13 protein-coding genes are annotated in these 16,487 nt (G+C 58.4%); 6 read left to right on the top strand and 7 right to left on the bottom strand.

What is annotated here, in order from left to right:
- The first annotated feature begins 377 nt into the window (after window positions 1–377).
- Window positions 378–1,481 (top strand): glycosyltransferase family 4 protein, encoded by a 1,104-nt coding sequence (locus RYH80_RS07070; RefSeq protein ID WP_370903152.1) that lies wholly within the window; start codon window positions 378–380, stop codon window positions 1,479–1,481.
- Between the two features lie 15 nt (window positions 1,482–1,496).
- Here the strand turns inward: RYH80_RS07070 and RYH80_RS07065 are convergent, their stop codons facing one another.
- The gene (locus RYH80_RS07065; protein WP_370903151.1) at window positions 1,497–2,882 is read right to left on the bottom strand and encodes a carbamoyltransferase family protein; all 1,386 of its coding nucleotides are present in this window, start codon (window positions 2,880–2,882) and stop codon (window positions 1,497–1,499) included.
- Between the two features lie 65 nt (window positions 2,883–2,947).
- On the bottom strand, window positions 2,948–3,208 hold the full coding sequence (locus RYH80_RS07060; protein ID WP_370903149.1) for a carbamoyltransferase N-terminal domain-containing protein: 261 nt from the start codon (window positions 3,206–3,208) through the stop codon (window positions 2,948–2,950).
- A 156-nt stretch (window positions 3,209–3,364) separates the two neighbouring features.
- Between RYH80_RS07060 and RYH80_RS07055 the strand changes: the two genes are divergently transcribed.
- Window positions 3,365–4,297 (top strand): NAD-dependent epimerase/dehydratase family protein, encoded by a 933-nt coding sequence (locus tag RYH80_RS07055; protein ID WP_370903148.1) that lies wholly within the window; start codon window positions 3,365–3,367, stop codon window positions 4,295–4,297.
- Window positions 4,298–4,338: 41 nt separating this feature from the next.
- Here RYH80_RS07055 and RYH80_RS07050 read toward each other — a convergent pair whose 3' ends face one another.
- Complete coding sequence (locus RYH80_RS07050; RefSeq protein ID WP_370903147.1) at window positions 4,339–5,469, bottom strand: glycosyltransferase; 1,131 nt, start codon at window positions 5,467–5,469, stop codon at window positions 4,339–4,341.
- Between the two features lie 308 nt (window positions 5,470–5,777).
- Between RYH80_RS07050 and RYH80_RS07045 the strand changes: the two genes are divergently transcribed.
- The 3 genes from RYH80_RS07045 to RYH80_RS07035 all read left to right on the top strand — a co-directional run bounded on the left by RYH80_RS07045 (window position 5,778) and on the right by RYH80_RS07035 (window position 9,714).
- Entirely contained in the window at window positions 5,778–7,103 is a 1,326-nt protein-coding gene (locus RYH80_RS07045) for a sulfatase family protein (RefSeq protein ID WP_370903146.1), read from the top strand.
- Between the two features lie 174 nt (window positions 7,104–7,277).
- Window positions 7,278–8,405 (top strand): glycosyltransferase family 4 protein, encoded by a 1,128-nt coding sequence (locus RYH80_RS07040; RefSeq protein WP_370903145.1) that lies wholly within the window; start codon window positions 7,278–7,280, stop codon window positions 8,403–8,405.
- 118 nt (window positions 8,406–8,523) lie between these two features.
- Window positions 8,524–9,714, top strand: a complete 1,191-nt coding sequence (locus tag RYH80_RS07035) for a hypothetical protein (RefSeq protein WP_370903144.1) — start codon at window positions 8,524–8,526, stop codon at window positions 9,712–9,714.
- A 4-nt stretch (window positions 9,715–9,718) separates the two neighbouring features.
- Here the strand turns inward: RYH80_RS07035 and RYH80_RS07030 are convergent, their stop codons facing one another.
- The 4 genes from RYH80_RS07030 to asnB all read right to left on the bottom strand — a co-directional run bounded on the left by RYH80_RS07030 (window position 9,719) and on the right by asnB (window position 14,830).
- Window positions 9,719–10,447 carry a class I SAM-dependent methyltransferase gene (locus tag RYH80_RS07030; RefSeq protein WP_370903143.1) on the bottom strand — a complete coding sequence of 243 codons (729 nt, stop codon included), beginning with the start codon at window positions 10,445–10,447 and terminating at the stop codon, window positions 9,719–9,721.
- Between the two features lie 130 nt (window positions 10,448–10,577).
- Window positions 10,578–11,750 (bottom strand): glycosyltransferase family 4 protein, encoded by a 1,173-nt coding sequence (locus tag RYH80_RS07025; RefSeq protein WP_370903142.1) that lies wholly within the window; start codon window positions 11,748–11,750, stop codon window positions 10,578–10,580.
- 58 nt (window positions 11,751–11,808) lie between these two features.
- The gene (locus RYH80_RS07020) at window positions 11,809–12,675 is read right to left on the bottom strand and encodes an alkaline phosphatase family protein (protein WP_370903141.1); all 867 of its coding nucleotides are present in this window, start codon (window positions 12,673–12,675) and stop codon (window positions 11,809–11,811) included.
- 151 nt (window positions 12,676–12,826) lie between these two features.
- The gene (gene asnB, locus RYH80_RS07015; RefSeq protein WP_370903140.1) at window positions 12,827–14,830 is read right to left on the bottom strand and encodes an asparagine synthase (glutamine-hydrolyzing); all 2,004 of its coding nucleotides are present in this window, start codon (window positions 14,828–14,830) and stop codon (window positions 12,827–12,829) included.
- On the opposite strand from asnB, the gene RYH80_RS07010 reads away from it, so the two are divergent.
- On the top strand, window positions 14,799–16,412 hold the full coding sequence (locus RYH80_RS07010; protein WP_370903139.1) for a capsular polysaccharide export protein, LipB/KpsS family: 1,614 nt from the start codon (window positions 14,799–14,801) through the stop codon (window positions 16,410–16,412). The two genes, asnB and RYH80_RS07010, sit on opposite strands and share 32 nt — an antisense overlap.
- The last annotated feature ends 75 nt before the right edge of the window (window positions 16,413–16,487 follow it).

Here is a 16,487-nt window from a genome sequence, read left to right as displayed (position 1 = left end):
AGTTGAGGTTACTGGTGGTGTGGAATTCCCCAGCGGCCCCTCAGGAGACGTCCCTTCGAGGGGACACGACGTGATGGTGGTCGACTGCTTCGAGTCGCTCTCCGCTCTCGGCATCGAGACGTACAGTGTGGGAGGAAGTCGGGAGGCGACACGAGGGCCCAACGGAGACTACGGACCAGTTCGTGGGGACGGCCAGGAGGCCGACGTAGCCACGGCGGTCGTCAACCCGACAGATGGCGCGGACGTAGACACACCGGAGACGGAAGCGTCACTCGGGTACGTACACCCTCACACGGTCACAGGAGACGGGTCTGCGTTCGTCGGTCGATACAGCCATGACCGTGACCGGTACGAGACGCCCGTCGTGGAGAACTGAGATGCGTATCTTACGAGTGGCGCAGAATCTGTATCCGGAGGTCCCGGGTGGTGGGACGTATCACGCTCACGCTCTGAGTCGAGACCAAGCCGAGATGGGTCACGACGTGACCGTGTTGACTGTCTCCGACGACGAGACACTCCCACGGCGTGAAGAGCGTGCAGGATACACGGTCGTCCGACAGCCACAGACGGCAGAAGTCATCGGCAATCAGATCTCCTTCGGTGCACTCGACTACCTGCTCAGAGGGCCGGAGTTCGACGTAGTCCACGCACACTCACACCTGTACTTCCTGACGAACGTCGCTTGTCTCGATCGGGTTCTCGCAGACACGCCACTGGCACTCACCAACCACGGACTCTACTCACAGACGGCACCAGAGTGGTTGTTCGACCTGTACCTGCGAACACTAGGCCGTCTCTCCTTCGAGGCCGCAGATGTCGTCTTCTGTTATACGGAGACCGACAGACGACGTGTTCAGTCACTCGGGGTCGAATCTCGTATCGAGGTGGTGTCGAACGGAATCGACACGACTCGCTTCAGACCGGACGGGCCGTCGAGTGAGCACATCAACCACGACGGCCCGGTGATCCTCTTCGTCGGCCGTCTCGTAGACGGAAAGAATCCGAGAGACATTTTAAGAGCCTTCGCGCGGCTCAAGGAGGCGGTCCCCGACGTTGCACTGTACCTTTGTGGGGACGGACCACTGAGAGAGACGCTCGATAAAAAGGCGGCGTCCTTGGGAGTCGCAGACGATGTCACCTTCCTCGGACAGATTCCGTACGAAGAGATGCCCAGCGTCTACCGCAGTAGTGACGTTCTCGTGTTGTCGAGCAGAGCAGAAGGACTTCCGCGGGTCGTACTCGAGGCGATCAGTAGCGGAGTGCCCGTGGTCAGCAACGAACTCCAACAGGTCGAGAGTGTCGTTTCCGGGAACGGGGACACCGTCGACACGACCGATCCTGCGGCGTTCGCGGACGCCGTCCGAGACTGGATCGAGCCCGAACGGTCGGTTCACGGTCTCGACGACTCCTACAGGTGGCGACGAACTGTCGAGGAGACGACGGCGGTGCTGGAGTCGCTGTGTCGTGCCGGCGAGCAGTAGCCGACCGAGGCGGTATCACTTCGTCACTACGAGGTCCTCAAGGACGAGGCAGTCTAACCCCATCGAGAAGAAGTCACGGATTGCTTCGCGTGGCTGAGCCACGATAGGTTCGCCGCTATCGTTGAACGAGGTGTTAAGTAGGACAGGTACCCCCGTGAGATCCTCAAATGCCGAGAGGAGACGGTGGTATCTGGGGTTCTGGTCTTCACGAACTGTCTGCGGGCGTGCGGTGTTATCTTCCGGATGTAAGACAGCTGGAATATTAGACGCTTCGTTGTACTTTACTTCGAATGTCTGTATCATGAACGGAGCCTTCGTAGCGTTTTTAAAATAGTCTGATGCGGCCGATTCTTTCAACGACGGCGCAAACGGACGCCACTCCTCACGGTGTTTCACGTATTTGTTGACCCGATCACGTGATTTCTCCTCCCGTGGATCTGCGAGAATGCTCCGGTTACCGAGTGCACGAGGTCCCATCTCGAGTGATCCCTGGAACCATCCGACGAGTTCTCCATCGGCGACCCGCCTTGCAACGTGCTGATATAAATTGTCCGGCTCACTGTATTCGAGTTTGTTCTGCTCAAGAACGGCTCTGATCTCTTCGGTTGAGAACGACGGGCCCATATACACCGTGTCGAGAGGTGATGTCTCCGTCAAGCCGAAGGGTTCGAGTGCCCCGCCGACGGCGACTCCAGCGTCTCCTGCGACTGGTTGAATGAACACAGAATCGACGCAATCCAACTCTCGTATGTGTTTGTTCATTTTACAATTGAGGGCGACACCACCAGCTAGGCCCAACGCGTCAGCATCAACCTCGTCCATCCAACGTCGGACGAGGTTCTCCATCACGTTTTCCAAACAGGTCTGTGCCACCGCTGCGATATCTTTGTGATGCTGCTCAATCGGGTCACCATATGAACGCCGAGACTCCCCAAACCACGATTCCAGTCGCGCAACGTAGTCTTCCATGCGTGCACCCTCTATCAGCGGCATCACGTCGTAGTCAGCGGTGAAGTCTAGCCGCTGTCGCAACGGGTCCGAGAATTTGGGGCGTGACTCTCCGTAGGGAGCCAGTCCCATCACCTTCCCTTCACCATTGTTCGCCCTAAACCCGAGATACTCGGTGATAGCCCCAAAGAACGAACCGAGTGAGTTCGGCCACTCGAACGTTTTTTTTCGGTGGACCTCTCCGTCGCCCACTTCCCAGACCACCGTTGCGTCAACCTCTCCACGTAGGTCTGCAGTGACGACAAGATCCAGATCGACCGGAGATGGATACGCTGCCGAGATAGCGTGACAGCGGTGGTGGTTGAGAAACCTGATCGGTGGGACATCACTGTCGATCTGTGCGAAGTTGTCCTGCAGTACATCCTCCAACCGGAATCGGTTCCGAACCGTCACCTCGGTAGCCTGCTCCGCCCGTTGGAGCTTCTTTAGTATCGATAACTCAGACTGCCAGAGGGCAGTTATATTTTTTTATACGACTGGACTTGATGTCTCGGATCGTACGGGGCGATTATTTCGTCGACATCAGACAGGTCCTTCCCAGTGGTTGCCAGACAATCCTCGATCGCGGCTTTCGGAAACTGCAATGATCCGTGCTTCTGTCGGCTAAATCGCTCGTCCTCGACACCATAGAGGATTTCTCCATCCTCTGCGAGAACTACGCTACAGTCGTGACCGAAGAGGTTCGTCCGGCCAACTTTCAGCGAGAGAGTGACTACCATCGGTATATACCCATTTCCAACTAACGGTTTAATGGTTGCTGATTGCTCGTTAGGTAGCACCGGTGCGGATAGGATTCATCGAGTGCAGCAGCTCAGGTTCGACTGTCGATGGCCGAAACCGACACACTGACTTTCCCAGTTGACAACCGACTCGGTGTGACAACAGCACTCGTCACTGGTGTCGGAGGGTTCGTCGGCGTGAACCTCGCCGACAGTCTGCTCGACGACGGGATCGAAGTGAGGGGGATCGACAACTTCGCGACCGGGAGGAGACGGAACCTCCGACCGTTACGTGACAGTAGTAACTTCAGCTTCACCGAGGGGAGCATCGGCGACAGTGACCTCCTCGGAGAGCTGATGAACGGAGTAGACTACGTCTTTCACCAAGCCGCGGTCCCGTCGGTCCCCCGGAGTATCGAGGACCCCATGACGACCACGGACGCGAACTGTACGGGGACTGCGACGGTCCTCGACGCCGCCCGAGCGGCGGATGTTGACACCGTCGTCGTCGCGTCGTCGTCGTCGGTGTACGGCTCGACGGAGACTCTTCCGAAAGTCGAGACGATGACTCCCAGCCCCGAGTCGCCGTACGCGCTGTCGAAGTACTACACGGAGCGACTGGCGTTACAGTTCGACGAGTTGTACGATCTCGACACGGTGGCACTCCGGTACTTCAACATCTTCGGCCCGCGTCAGGACCCGAACGGGGAGTACGCGGCGGTGATTCCGAAGTTCGTCGACCTGATGTTGAGTGGTGACGCTCCGGTCGTGTACGGAGACGGTGAACAGTCACGGGACTTCACGTACATCGACAACGCTGTCGAGGCGAATCGCCTCGCCGCGACGAGCGATGTCTCTGGTGAAGCATTCAACGTCGGTTGTGGTGGACGGGTGACGATCAACGAACTCGTCGACGCACTGAACAACATCCTCGGGACCGACATCGAGCCGGAGTACGACGATCTCCGTCCGGGAGACGTGAAGCACTCACACGCAGATATCTCCAAGGCGAGAGAGCACCTCGGATACGAGCCTGTCGTCGAGTTCACCGACGGGCTCGAACGGACAGTCTCCTACTACCGCGGGTGAGTGCGGTCACGCTGTGTCACAGCCCCGGTCCCCGCTACGTGTCACGACCGACTCTCCGTCTGTCCCGCCAAGTCTCGGTACAACTGTGAGTGAGACTCGACGAGTCGGTCCAGCGAGAACTGTGCCCCAGCGACTTGGCTCGCCTTTCGCCCGAGTCTCTCACGCCGGCTCGGGTCGGACAGGAGTTCGTCGATCGCCGTCGCAAGTTCGTCCGGGGACTCCGCCTCGACTAGGACACCCGTCTCCCCGTCGTCGACGAGTTCGGTGGTTCCGGGGACTCGGGTCCCGACAGTCGGAACTCCCGCCGCCATCGCCTCGATGACCGCACCCGGCATCCCCTCGTAGTGAGAGGGAAACGCGAACACGTCGAACGTAGCCAGCAGCTCCGGCACGTCGGATCGGCGTCCAGTGAACGTGACCGAGTCACGACAGTCGTAGTCTCGTGTCAACGATTCGAGTGCCTGTCGCTCCGGGCCGTCTCCCACGACGACGAGGTGTGCGTCCGGGTTCGCGCGGAGGACTGTCGGCCACGCCGCGAGTAGGTCCCTGTGACCTTTGACCGGGACGAGTCGTCCCACCGTCCCGACGACAGTCGCGTCGGGTGGAATACCGAGAGACGACCGCAACCCGGAGGGTTCCGCTGCGTCCCAGAACAGTGAGACCTCACGGGCGTTCGGAATCGTGCTGACGTGTGTGGGTGGCGTTCCTCGTCGGACGGCGAGAGACGCACACGCCTCCGAGTTGGCGACGACGTGGTCACAGAGTCCAGTCGTGAGACGGTCGAGGAACGACCGTATCCACGGCCGGTCGGTCGGGGCCGAGAAGACACCAGAGACGACCGCCGTCTGTGGAGAGGTGACCCTCGACAACCGTGCGAGGAGATTGTCGAAGAACAGGAACGAATGGAGCACGTCGGGAGACTCTCGGCGGACGACCCGGAGGAACTCGACGACGGCCCCGAGGTCGAACTTCCCCGAGGCGTCGAGCGACCTGTGTGTCACAGCCGGCGAGAGTTCAGGTGCGAGGGTGTCGTCGGGGAGGATCGTCCAGACAGTGACGTCGAACTCCTCGTGATCAAGCCCGTTCGCCAGGTCGACGAGGTTCTTGTTCGCTCCACCAGTCTGTAACGACCCGATGAGCAACCACAGCCGGATTTTTTTCGACTCGCTCATCTGTTCCGCCTATTGTGCTCCTTGATGATCGACATACTACAACTTGAGCGCCGCCTCGGAGAGTCAGCTACTGGAGTCGGCGGCCGGTCTTGTCTCGGCCTGAGGTGAGGTTCGGAGGGATTTATGACTTCGGTATTTCGGCTGTGTCTCGGTCGAAAAGTCCGTCTCGGAGGCGACGGCCGGTCGTCGGCCACCGGCTGTGGCTGTGGTGCCGGTGTTCCCTGACTCGGGCTGACGGGTACGGGCCCCATCACGGTGTACCGTCGAAATCCAAACATTGAAATCTGGCCGCGAACCTGGAAATCTCAATGCGGTCGCCAAACGTTCTCCTCGTTGTCGTTGACTCACTCCGCGCGGATGCGATCCGTAGTGACGACACCGAGACTCCGACACTCGACAGTGTTGCCGAGGAAAGTGTTCGGTTCGACCAGTGTATCACACAGGGGGTCAGCACGGCACCGGCGATGACGGCGATGTTGACCGGACGGTACCCGCTGGACTACGGAGGGCACTGGTTCCTCGAAGCCAACCAGCCGACGTTCGCGTCACAGTTTCAGTCGGCGGGATACACGACTGCGGCGGTCCACTCTAACCCGTACGTCTCGAGTCAACGAAACTTCGACCGAGGCTTCGACCACTTCGAGCAGGACGTGGTCGCGTTCGAACCTGACAAGAAGCTCGAACGACTTCCCGAGAAGTTCGACCGACTCGTGAGTCGGCTCCACCGTATCGCGTCGAAGACACCGTACACACCTGCTCCGACGGTTAACGAGCGAATTCTCTCTCTCGTCGAAGACTTGGACGACTCGTGGTTTCTCTGGGCACAGTACATGGATGTCCACGGCCCGTACCTCGGTGGTGAACGGACGTACCGGAAGAAGATCCCTGCCGAACTGTTGTGGCGGAAAGCCGCCGTCACGTCGCCAGACGAGGTGACAGAACAGGAGCGACGGCGGCTCGAACGAGACTACTACGGTGACATCGAGTACTTCGACCGTCACCTCAGAGAACTACTCGACGGACTTGGGCGTCGTGGTGAACTCGAGGATACACTCGTGATTGTGACAGCGGATCACGGTGACGAGTTCCACGAGCACGGACTGTTCGGCCACGGCAACCTCCCGTACCGAGAGTTGACACACGTACCGTTGTTCATGCGATTCCCATACGACTCAGATGTGCCGACCGTGACTGTCGAGGAACTGGTTCGGTCGGTCGATATCCTGCCGACGGTTCTCGACCACATCAATGCCCAACTGGACCCGACGATGCGAGAACGGTGCGAGGGCCAATCATTGCTTCCGACGACGCGTGGTGAGACAGTAGATATTCAGTACTCTGTAACTGAAAAGCGGGTGCGTGACGAGGACGCGCTCCGAATCGGGTTCCGTGAACCTGGCTGGAGCTTCCTCTACGACGGCAAAAACGAGGAGACCAAGTTGTTCGATTTGGACAAGGACCCGAACGAACAGAGAGATGTCGCCACGGAACACCCGTCTGTCCTCGAGAGGTTCGAGTCCAGGTTACGAGTCCGGATAGAACACATCGAAGAGACTTCCGACAACGTCGAGACTCCGGATGTCTCGACGGACGCCGGTGTTGAAGAACGATTGAAAGCTCTCGGATACCGGTGAGACTACAGGTGGACGCATCGGCAGTCTGTCGTCTCCGAGAGTTCGCACACTGGTCCTCGACAGGGACCGAGTGCCACAACGATACGAAGTACTTATACTGAGCACCACTGTACGAGAGTATCACAGTGTCGATACCAGTGTGTATCGGACTTCCGTGTCGGAGGGCGAGTTGACGTGACACGCAACCGAAAACCCAAACTGTGCCTGATCTCACTCGCTGCGTACCACTACTTCAACCCAGACGCCGAGGTTCAAGGCGGCGGCGCTCAACGACAGTTGTACCTCTTGTCTCAGGAGCTGCAGTCCTCGTTCGACGTGCACTTCGTCGTCGGAGACTACGGCCAACCAGCTACGGAGGTCAGAGACGGTGTGACACTACACCGGAGCTACACGCCGATGCCCGACGACGACAGTGTGGTAGGTCAGGCGAAACGTGCTGCCGTTCTGTTCGACACCGTTCGTCGAGCAGATGCCGATTTTTATTTTTTCCGCGGATTTCCACATAAAGCGGCCGTATTGAACGTTTGCTTCGAGCTTCTCGGGGTGCCGTGGTTGTACAGCCTTTCGAGTGACAAGAACGTCGGTCGTGATCTGGAAGGGCTGTCGATGCCGTTCTCACGGTTGTTCGACCGCGCCGTAGACAACGCGGGGGCAGTCGTCTCACAGACGGCGTACCAATCGGAAGCAGTTTCGACAAAGTTGGGAGTGACGTCCGTCGTGGTCCCGAACGGGTATCCGCCGGCAGAGACGGTGCGATCACGTGACGAACGCGAGTTCGTCCTCTGGGTCGGGAACGTCGACGAGGAAGTGAAACGGCCCCACCTCTTTCTGGACCTTGCCGAGCAGTGTCCCGACACCGAGTTCGTTATGATCGGTCCCGAGTCGACCGATCCCGAGTACCACCGGTACATCATAGACCGGGCCGAGGGTCTCGACAACGTCGATTACACCGGTGCGGTGGACTCCTCGAAGATACACACCTACTTCAGACGAGCGACTGCACTCGTCAACACGTCACCGAAAGAAGGGTTCCCGAACACGTTCCTGGAGGCGTGGCGCTGTGCGACGCCTGTAGTAGGGCTGGATGTCGACCCGGGTCGATTCGTAGATTTTCCTGGTCCGTCGGGTTACGCGGACGGAGACACGGCGGAACTCGTCGAAATCGTTCGCAGGCTGTCGACAGACGAATCGTACTGGACAGAACTGAGTACTCCGGCGAAAGAGTACTTCAGAGCGAACTTCACCATCGACCAGGTTGCGAGACAGTACGAGAATATAATCATGGACGCTCTTGACGGGTGATCGTCCGCTTTGCTGGGCTCGGTTCGTCGTGGCTTGCTATTCGTAGAAGAAAAACGATACGCGTGGGTCCCGGGTCCGATGCGAGGGTATTAGTAGTTCCACGCCTGCGTAGCCGTTGATGATGCCTGTTGAGTTGGACGTTCTCCTTGTCCCACTGATCGTTCTTTCTGCCGTCAGCTACCTGTTGCTGGCACCGTACATCGGCAAGCGTACTGCCCTCCTCGTAGTGACCCTCAAGTTTGTACCGTCGGCAGTGTATTTTAGCCTACCGAAAAAGAACAACTTCGGGCTCGGTGACGGGATCAGCTACTATCAGGACTCGTTGGCGCTGGTCGGGGATGCGTACGGACGGTCCGAACTGATGTACCCACCGAGTGGCGTCGACATACTCGTCTCGGAACTGGACACACAGCACGTGCTCTACTACTGGTGGAACATCGTCTCTGTCGACATTCTTGGTACTTCGTACCATGCTCCGATACTGGCCAATATCTTTTTATCTGTCGTCGGTGGCGTGGCATTCTACCACTTCTTGATCGAGTCAGGCCACGGGAGCAGTTACTCGCGATACGGTACCGTGTTCTTTCTGCTCCACTGGGATGTCCTCGCGTGGACGAGTTTCACGAACACGAAGGGGACTATGGTGATGCTCCTCTCTCTGACAATCCTACTATATTTAATTAAAATTAAAAGAATAGGAAAAAACAAAGCGAGCATATACTATGCGGTCATGATTGCCGCTAGTGTGGCGACTCTCTACTGGCTTCGTTTCTACGTTCCAGTTCTAATAACTGCTGCAGCCGTACTGTGGGCACTCTTCGACAGTAGGCAAGCGCTGCTCACCAGTGGACTGTTGATAGCACCGGCGATGTACGTGTTCAACCAGTGGAGTCACGCTCTGGACCGGTTCGTGTTCGAATCGATACTGTTCGGACTGATCAGATTCACTCTGACACCCCAGCCGTGGTCTATCGCTCCCAACTACTGGTTTCTCCAACTCCCGGCGGTACTCCACTGGTTGTTCCTGATTCCAGCCCTGTACGGTGCTGGAAGACTGTTCATCCGACGAAAAACCGCTCGAATACTCTTGTCGTATCTACTGGTGGTGGTGGTGTTCTACTCACTACTCCCCGACCTCTGGGGCGTGCGACACCGGTACCAGACAGTGTTCGTCTGGGCGTGGATACAGTTCCACTTCCTCTGGACGGTGGGGTCGATGGTCAGTCTCACCTTCGACGAGGATCGTTTCGGAACTAACCCCCAATCCTCCCACGTTCCACACAGAGAAGAGACAACTTCGGACGGGTGAACGGTCACTCGTCCAACGTGACGACCAGACAGAAGTGACACCGTAGGAAGTGAGAGACGACGTAATTACTGGTTAGTGGGGCGAACACACCCGTACTCGCTGCCGGTGTCCAGGTCAGCCGTCGGCGTTCGAACCCGACATCCTCCAACAGTTCGAGCCAGAGAGACGGTGGCTGGTGCTTCTCCCATTCGATGTGACCCGCGAGTGGATGGTCGAGTCCCAAGAACTGGTAGAAGTGTGTTCGGTCGGCGTCGGCGATGAGGGCACTCCCGTCGTGGGTGAGGATCCGGCGAAGTTTCTGGAAAAGCTCTCGGTACGTCTCTTTGGCCTGTCGACTATCGTGTAGCCGTTGGGTGGCTGCCTCGTCGAGGTGGTTGACGACGTTGTGCATGAACACGAAGTCGAACGACTCCCGGGCCTCGAACTCTTGGAACGTGGACGAGTCGACCTGCAACCGGTCACAGTGCTCCGACAAGGCAGTCAGTGTCGAACGCACGTTCTGTTCCGTGGCCCCCGCCGCTTCGGGCTCCAGTGCGAGGACATCCGCACCTCGTGAAGCCATGTACAGCGCGTGTCTCCCGTCACCTGCACCGACCTCCAAGACGCGTTTCCCAGCGAGATCGATTCCGTCGAACAGATGCGAGAGATACGTCTCGAGACCCGACCGCTCGTCGACCGGCAGAGTGAAATCTGGATAGAGATCGTGTGTCTCGACCACCGAGTAGTAGTCCATAGCCATTCGGTTGTCGTGTCCTACTTCAATCTTCCTGCACCGGGGAAGATCCCACGTTGGGCTGTCCGCTGCGGTATCGTCGCCGACTCCGTGGAGACACACGAAACGACGGACGCCGGGGCAGAGAACGTCACGACTCTTCGGTCAGTCGCTCCCGCAAGCACCGCTCGTACTGGTCGACGACAGTTTGCCAGCAGAACCGCTCGACGAGTTCGAAGCTCGCGCGACTGGCACGGCGCATTCGGCGGACGTCGTCGAGGAAGTACTCGATCCCGGCGGCGACAGACGACGGCGTCGGATCACACAGATATCCGTTCCCCTCGTGTGTGACGACTTCAGATGTCCCGCCGACATCCGTCGCGACGATCGGTTTCCCCAGGGCGACTGCATCGAGTGCCGATGCAGGGATCGACTCACTGTACGACGGGAGACAGAACACGTCACAGCTGAAGAGGTAGTCAAGATACGTCTCTCGGTCAACGTAACCGACGAACTCCACGTGGTCGCGGACGCCACGCCGCGCGAGGTACTGCCGCATCTGGTGGTCTTGCGGCACGTCACGAAGCACGTAGACCGTCAGGGAGTCTCTGTCGTCTGCGAGCCTGTCGATGGCTTGCACGAGGAGGTCCCACCCTTTGACGTTCCGAGCACCACCGATGTAACAGACAGTCGGCTCCGTGATGTCGACGACCTCTCGTCGGTCGTAGACGATAGCGGGGTCGACACCGTTGGGGATGACTGTCCGCTCAACGGAGACGCCTCGGCGGTCGAGTAACTGTCCGAAGTAGTTGCACGTTAGTATCACGTGATCGACCGTCGCGACTTCTTTAGTGTTCACGTTCCGTCGGACAGCCGACAACAGTCGGCTGCGGAGCCCCGAGCGTGACTCCCGATCCAACAGGCTACTGCTCTCGGGCCGTTCGTCCACGTCGAACCCCATCGCACCGTGCATCACGAAAATCTCCGAGAGGTTCGTGTGCTCCGGGCGGAGGAACAGCGTTCCCGGAAGGTTGTAGACCAGAGCGTCGATTTCCTCGTTTCGACAGGTTTCACCGATTATCGACTGGGCCGCCGCGTATCCCTGGTCGAGACCGAGGTACGACCGGTAAGAGTGGTACGGGATGTCACCAATATCGACGACACGTAGACTGTCGATCTCTCGGAACTCGTCGGCGACAACCGTGTTCGCGAACAGCGTCAGGTCGGATCGTCTCGAACTCAGTCTGTCGAGAACGTTGTAGACGACAGTCTCCGCGCCACCGAACTCGCCGCTGACGATGACGAACCCGACTGTGTGGCTCATCGATCTTCCCTCTCACGTGGGTGCGTACTCGCCGGTCGAATACCGTCGTCGGTCGGAGTCACAGGTATCCCAACTGCTCCAGTTGAGACTCGACATCGTCTAGATGCGGATCCGTATACTCCCAGTCGGTCGGTTCCGAGGCGGGTTGGATGGTCTTCCGCTCGTCGAAGTCGGCGATGAACCACGGAACCTTGACTAGTTCGTCGACGTAGACCCCCTCGGGATGTTCGAAGCAGCGTGCCGGGATGGGTCGCATTCGCTCGCCGAGCAGTTCCCCGTGATCTGCTGTGATGACCGTTTTCCCGTGGAGCTCCTTGAGGAGCTTCTGAACCTCCGTGGCGACGTACTCGAAACTCTCGATATAGGCGTCTGCGATGGTCTCGGCCGAGTAGCCCGCTTGTGCCAACTCCCGGGGGTCAGAGGAGACGAGGGCGAACCGCTCGTCTCCGTTCCGATCGAAGTACGGGTCGTGGGGCTGGAGGTAGTGGACTATCAGCCGTTTGTTCGGGTGCTCCTGTGTGTACGCTCTCGCCGCGTCCGTCACGGTCGTTGGATGTGAGACCGCACCGTCGAAGGCATCACGGGAACACAACTGAAAATCGTACAGGTGAGAGTCGAGTTGCTCGAACAGACGACCGTACCACCCGTTGTCTGACAGGTACGCAGTGTCGAGCCGTCGTTCCTCCCGGAAGTTCGCTCTGATGAACTCCTTGGTCGTGCTGCCGCGGGAGATTCGTGACTCTAACCTCCCTTCGAACGGGTGGTGAGCGGAGAAGACGTCGAACCGACAGGCGTCCAGAATGACGAGGTTGTCCCAGTCTTCCTCGAAGATGTGTGTCCCAGCCGCGTTGTAGTCGACACCGGCGTGCCAGTGGTTGATGCGTTTGTTCAGTTCTGCTATCTTTGACGTGTGGCTGAAATTCATGATCGAAACACACGAGATGGCCATCGGGCTACGCGTCGCCGTCTTGTGTGCCCACCTGAGTCGGAGTCCGGGAAAAATGTATTCATCTCTCTACCTGGAGAGACGAACGAGCAACACTTTCCACACGGCGACACGCCAGCACACGGCTACGTCAGTCAGTCTGACGCCACCGTCGGTACCACAGTTCGAAGATCAGGAGTCGGAACAGCTTCTGGCGCGGTGAGTCGTCGGTCAAGTACGAGTCGAGTGTGTTCTGATCGAAGATGCCGTCCTCCGCGGCCCGAGACGCTTCGAGGGCGTCGATGTTCTCGCTAAAGAAGTCCATCGATTCGAGTGGTGCCCCAAACCCAGACTTCGGTCGGTCGACGACCCTGTCCGGGAGGATCTCACGCGAGACGGACCGGAGGAGTCGCTTCTTCTCGCCCCGATTGTAGTGGTAGCTCCCGTCGAGTGACAGGGCGTATTCGGCCACCTCCCGGTCGAGCAACGGAACGCGTGCTTCGACGGAGTTCGCCATGCTCGCGCGATCAACCTTCGTGAGGATACTGGGCAGGAAGGTCCGCATGTCGAAACACTGTGCCCCTTTGATAGTCGACCACTCGACTTCGTATCGCTCAACTGCCGTCGTGTCGGTGTCTCGCCCGAATCGACCGTCCAGGAGCGTGGTCAATTCGTCGGAGGAGAAGGTCGCACCCTTCGCCGAAACGTACTGGTCGAGACCACTCTTGCTGGCCAGAGAGGCGCGCCACTTGAGCGACTGGACGAGCGAAATCCCGACATCACTGGAGAGCGAATCCAGTCCCTCGGTCACGAGAGAGAAGATCGGAGAGAGTCGGTTGAACCGCTTGTACCGTGCGTACCGGTCGTACCAGTTGTACCCGGCGAACAGTTCGTCACCGCCGTCCCCAGACAACACTACCTTGAAGTGGTCACTGACGCTCTCCATGAGCAGAAACGTCGGGAATATAGACGTATCGGCGAGTGGTTCGTCGAAGTGGTAGAACACCTCATCGAGGAGCGACTCGAGTGCATCCGAGTCCAGAACGTCTCGAGTCTGATCGACACCCAACAACGAGGCGACCTCTCTGGCCGCATTGAGCTCGTCGTCCCCGCCGTCGAACCCCATTGAGAACGCGGACAGACCCGAAGCCTCGTCGACCGCGAGTGCCGCTATCGTGCTCGAATCGACACCACCACTGAGGAGTACACTCAGGGGAACATCACTCACGAGGTGATGATCTACCGAGTCGTTGAGGATCCGTTGAAGTTCGGAGACCGCCTCTGGGTACGGTGGTGATCGCTCGTCGAGGTAGTCCGTCGGGGACCAGTAGGACTCGGTCTCGACCGTGTGGCCGTCGTACCGGAGGTACTCCCCCGGTACGAGTTTCGACATGTTCTCCCATATCGTCAGCGGTGCCGGGACGTACCCGTACTTCAGGTAGCTCTGGACGCCCTGTGTTGAGAGCGTTCGATCGATCGACGAGTCGGCGAGGATACCTTTTAATTCCGAGGAGAACACGAATCGATCCTCGCCATCGTAGAAGTACAGTGGCTTGATACCGAATGGATCACGAGCTGCGAAGAGAGAACCCTCGGACTCGTCCCAGATGGCGAAGGCGAACATCCCTCGGAGTCGGTTGAGCACTGCTTCACCCCACTCCTCGTAACCGTGGAGGATGACTTCCGAGTCCGTCTCACTGGAGAAGACGTGTCCGGCGTCGACGAGTTCCGAGCGAAGCGACTGGTAGTTGTAGATTTCACCGTTGAACAAGAGATACAAAGACTCGTCTTCGTTCGCCATCGGTTGCATCCCGTCGTCACTCAGATCGATGATCGCGAGACGGCGAAACCCGAGTGCGACTCGTTCGTCCGCGCTAGTGTAGAGGCCAGACCCGTCGGGACCTCTATGTGAAAGTTCATCACGCATACGACAGAAGGTGGATAGATCGACCGGCTCGGAAGATATCTCTCCGATGATGCCACACATGCACCGACACAAAAAGGGCGCTGGTTCTATACCTTTTGATAGGGTGAGGACACTGGACGTGAGAGGGAACACCCCGGTGAGCATCCGATCCGTGACTCCGATAAGCATATACGTCAGTTCGACACAATACCGCCAAATGGCAGTTGACTCTCTCGTCAAAGAGATCAAGGATATTCTCGGTCCCGTTCTCCAGTCGAAAGCGACTGAACGGTACCTGTCGGAGGTCTACTACGGTCTTCGGCCGCTGGACCCTTCGATTCGGCGGGAGATAGAACGTATCGATTTCCCGGAGATCGACAACTCACAGACCGAACACGTCGCTCTGTTCCCAGACTTTGCCCCAGAGAACCACCGGACCGTATTCAAAGCTGTGCTGGCTCACGCACTCTACCAGAACGGGATCGGGTCAATCTTTCTTTTCGGAGACAAGGCACTCCCGATATGCGGCAAAAAAAACAGTGAGGCGGACTGTGTGGAGTGCGTCAAGAAGTCGGACAAGTTGGCAGACGTTTTCGGGATACAGCACCACGGTGTCGGAGAACTCGCCGAGAGCGGATCGGAGGTCCCGGAAGAAGTCAGCGACAGACTGTCGCGGTACGCGGAGGGGTCTGTCAAGGGGAAACTCAGGATCGCCGAGACGGACGAGGACGACCCCTACCACCGGCGACTCCTCGAACAGTACCAGAGAGCTGGAGAGATCGCGTGGCAGGCCGCACAGGGGGCAAACCGACGCTTCGGCTACGACTACGCGGTCATAAACATGGGCCCGGGTCTCCCGGCGAGAGGGTCCTTCGAGTACCTGGACGCACACGACAAGAACATCCTCGGTGTCGCCGATCCAGTCTTCGGGTGGGGAAACGGCTTCCTGTTCAACAAAGGCGACCGCCCGCTCGTGAGTTATATGTCCGAAGAGGGCTGGGAAGAGGTCGAAGCCAGAGACTTGGATGACGACCAACTAGAGGAACTAGACTCGTTCATGGCCGAACGATTCGAGTCTGCGACCTATCAGCAGTACGCCAGACGCGGGACCGACATCGCCACACAACTCGGTCTCGACACACGGGAGCACAACGTCTACGTGCTGTTTACACACATCCTGTGGGACGCTGCGGTGGCGAAGCGTGTCTCCAGAGTGTTCGAAGATCACAACGAGTGGGTGTTCGAGACGATCGACGCGTTCGAGGACCGCGACGATCAGCTGATCGTCAAGACACACCCGGCAGAGAAAGTCCGCGGCACCAACCAAGGTGTCGGGAGCCTCATCGACGCCAGGTACGATTCACTGCCGTCGAGTGTGACGGTGTTACCGCCAGAGACGGAGATCAACACGTACGATTTGATCGACTTCACGGACGTCACACTGGCGATGACATCGACTGCGGGTCTAGAAAGTGCGTACAAGGGGAACCCCGTCATCGCAGTCGGGGACGCCCACTACACCGGCAAGGGGTTCACACACGATGCGAGTACGAGAGAGGAGTACTTCGACCTCCTCACGACGGACCCGGCGACACTCGACTTGTCGGAGGCGGCTCGTCTACGAGCGTTGAAGTACACGTACAACTTCTTCATCGACCGACCGGTTCACTTCGAGAGTCTCCACCCGCAGGGACTCACCGAAGCGGAGGAGGACCGATTCCTGACGATCGAATCCTACGACGAGATTCGAGACGACACACAGTTACAGAACCTCGCAGAGAGTTTCAAGTCGTACGACAACAAGCTCTACTACGGGATGAGAGAGGAGTGATTACAGTGCAACCGTCCCGACACTCGTGTCTCGGTACAGGTTCCCAACGAGGACTCACTGCGGAGTAGCGCGGCC

The sequence above is a fragment of the Halobaculum sp. MBLA0147 genome, from assembly GCF_041361345.1.
In the GTDB taxonomy this organism is placed as follows: Archaea; Halobacteriota; Halobacteria; order Halobacteriales; family Haloferacaceae; genus JAHENP01.
Note: the sequence above shows the minus strand (reverse complement) of the source record. Positions and strands in the feature narration are given on the sequence as shown.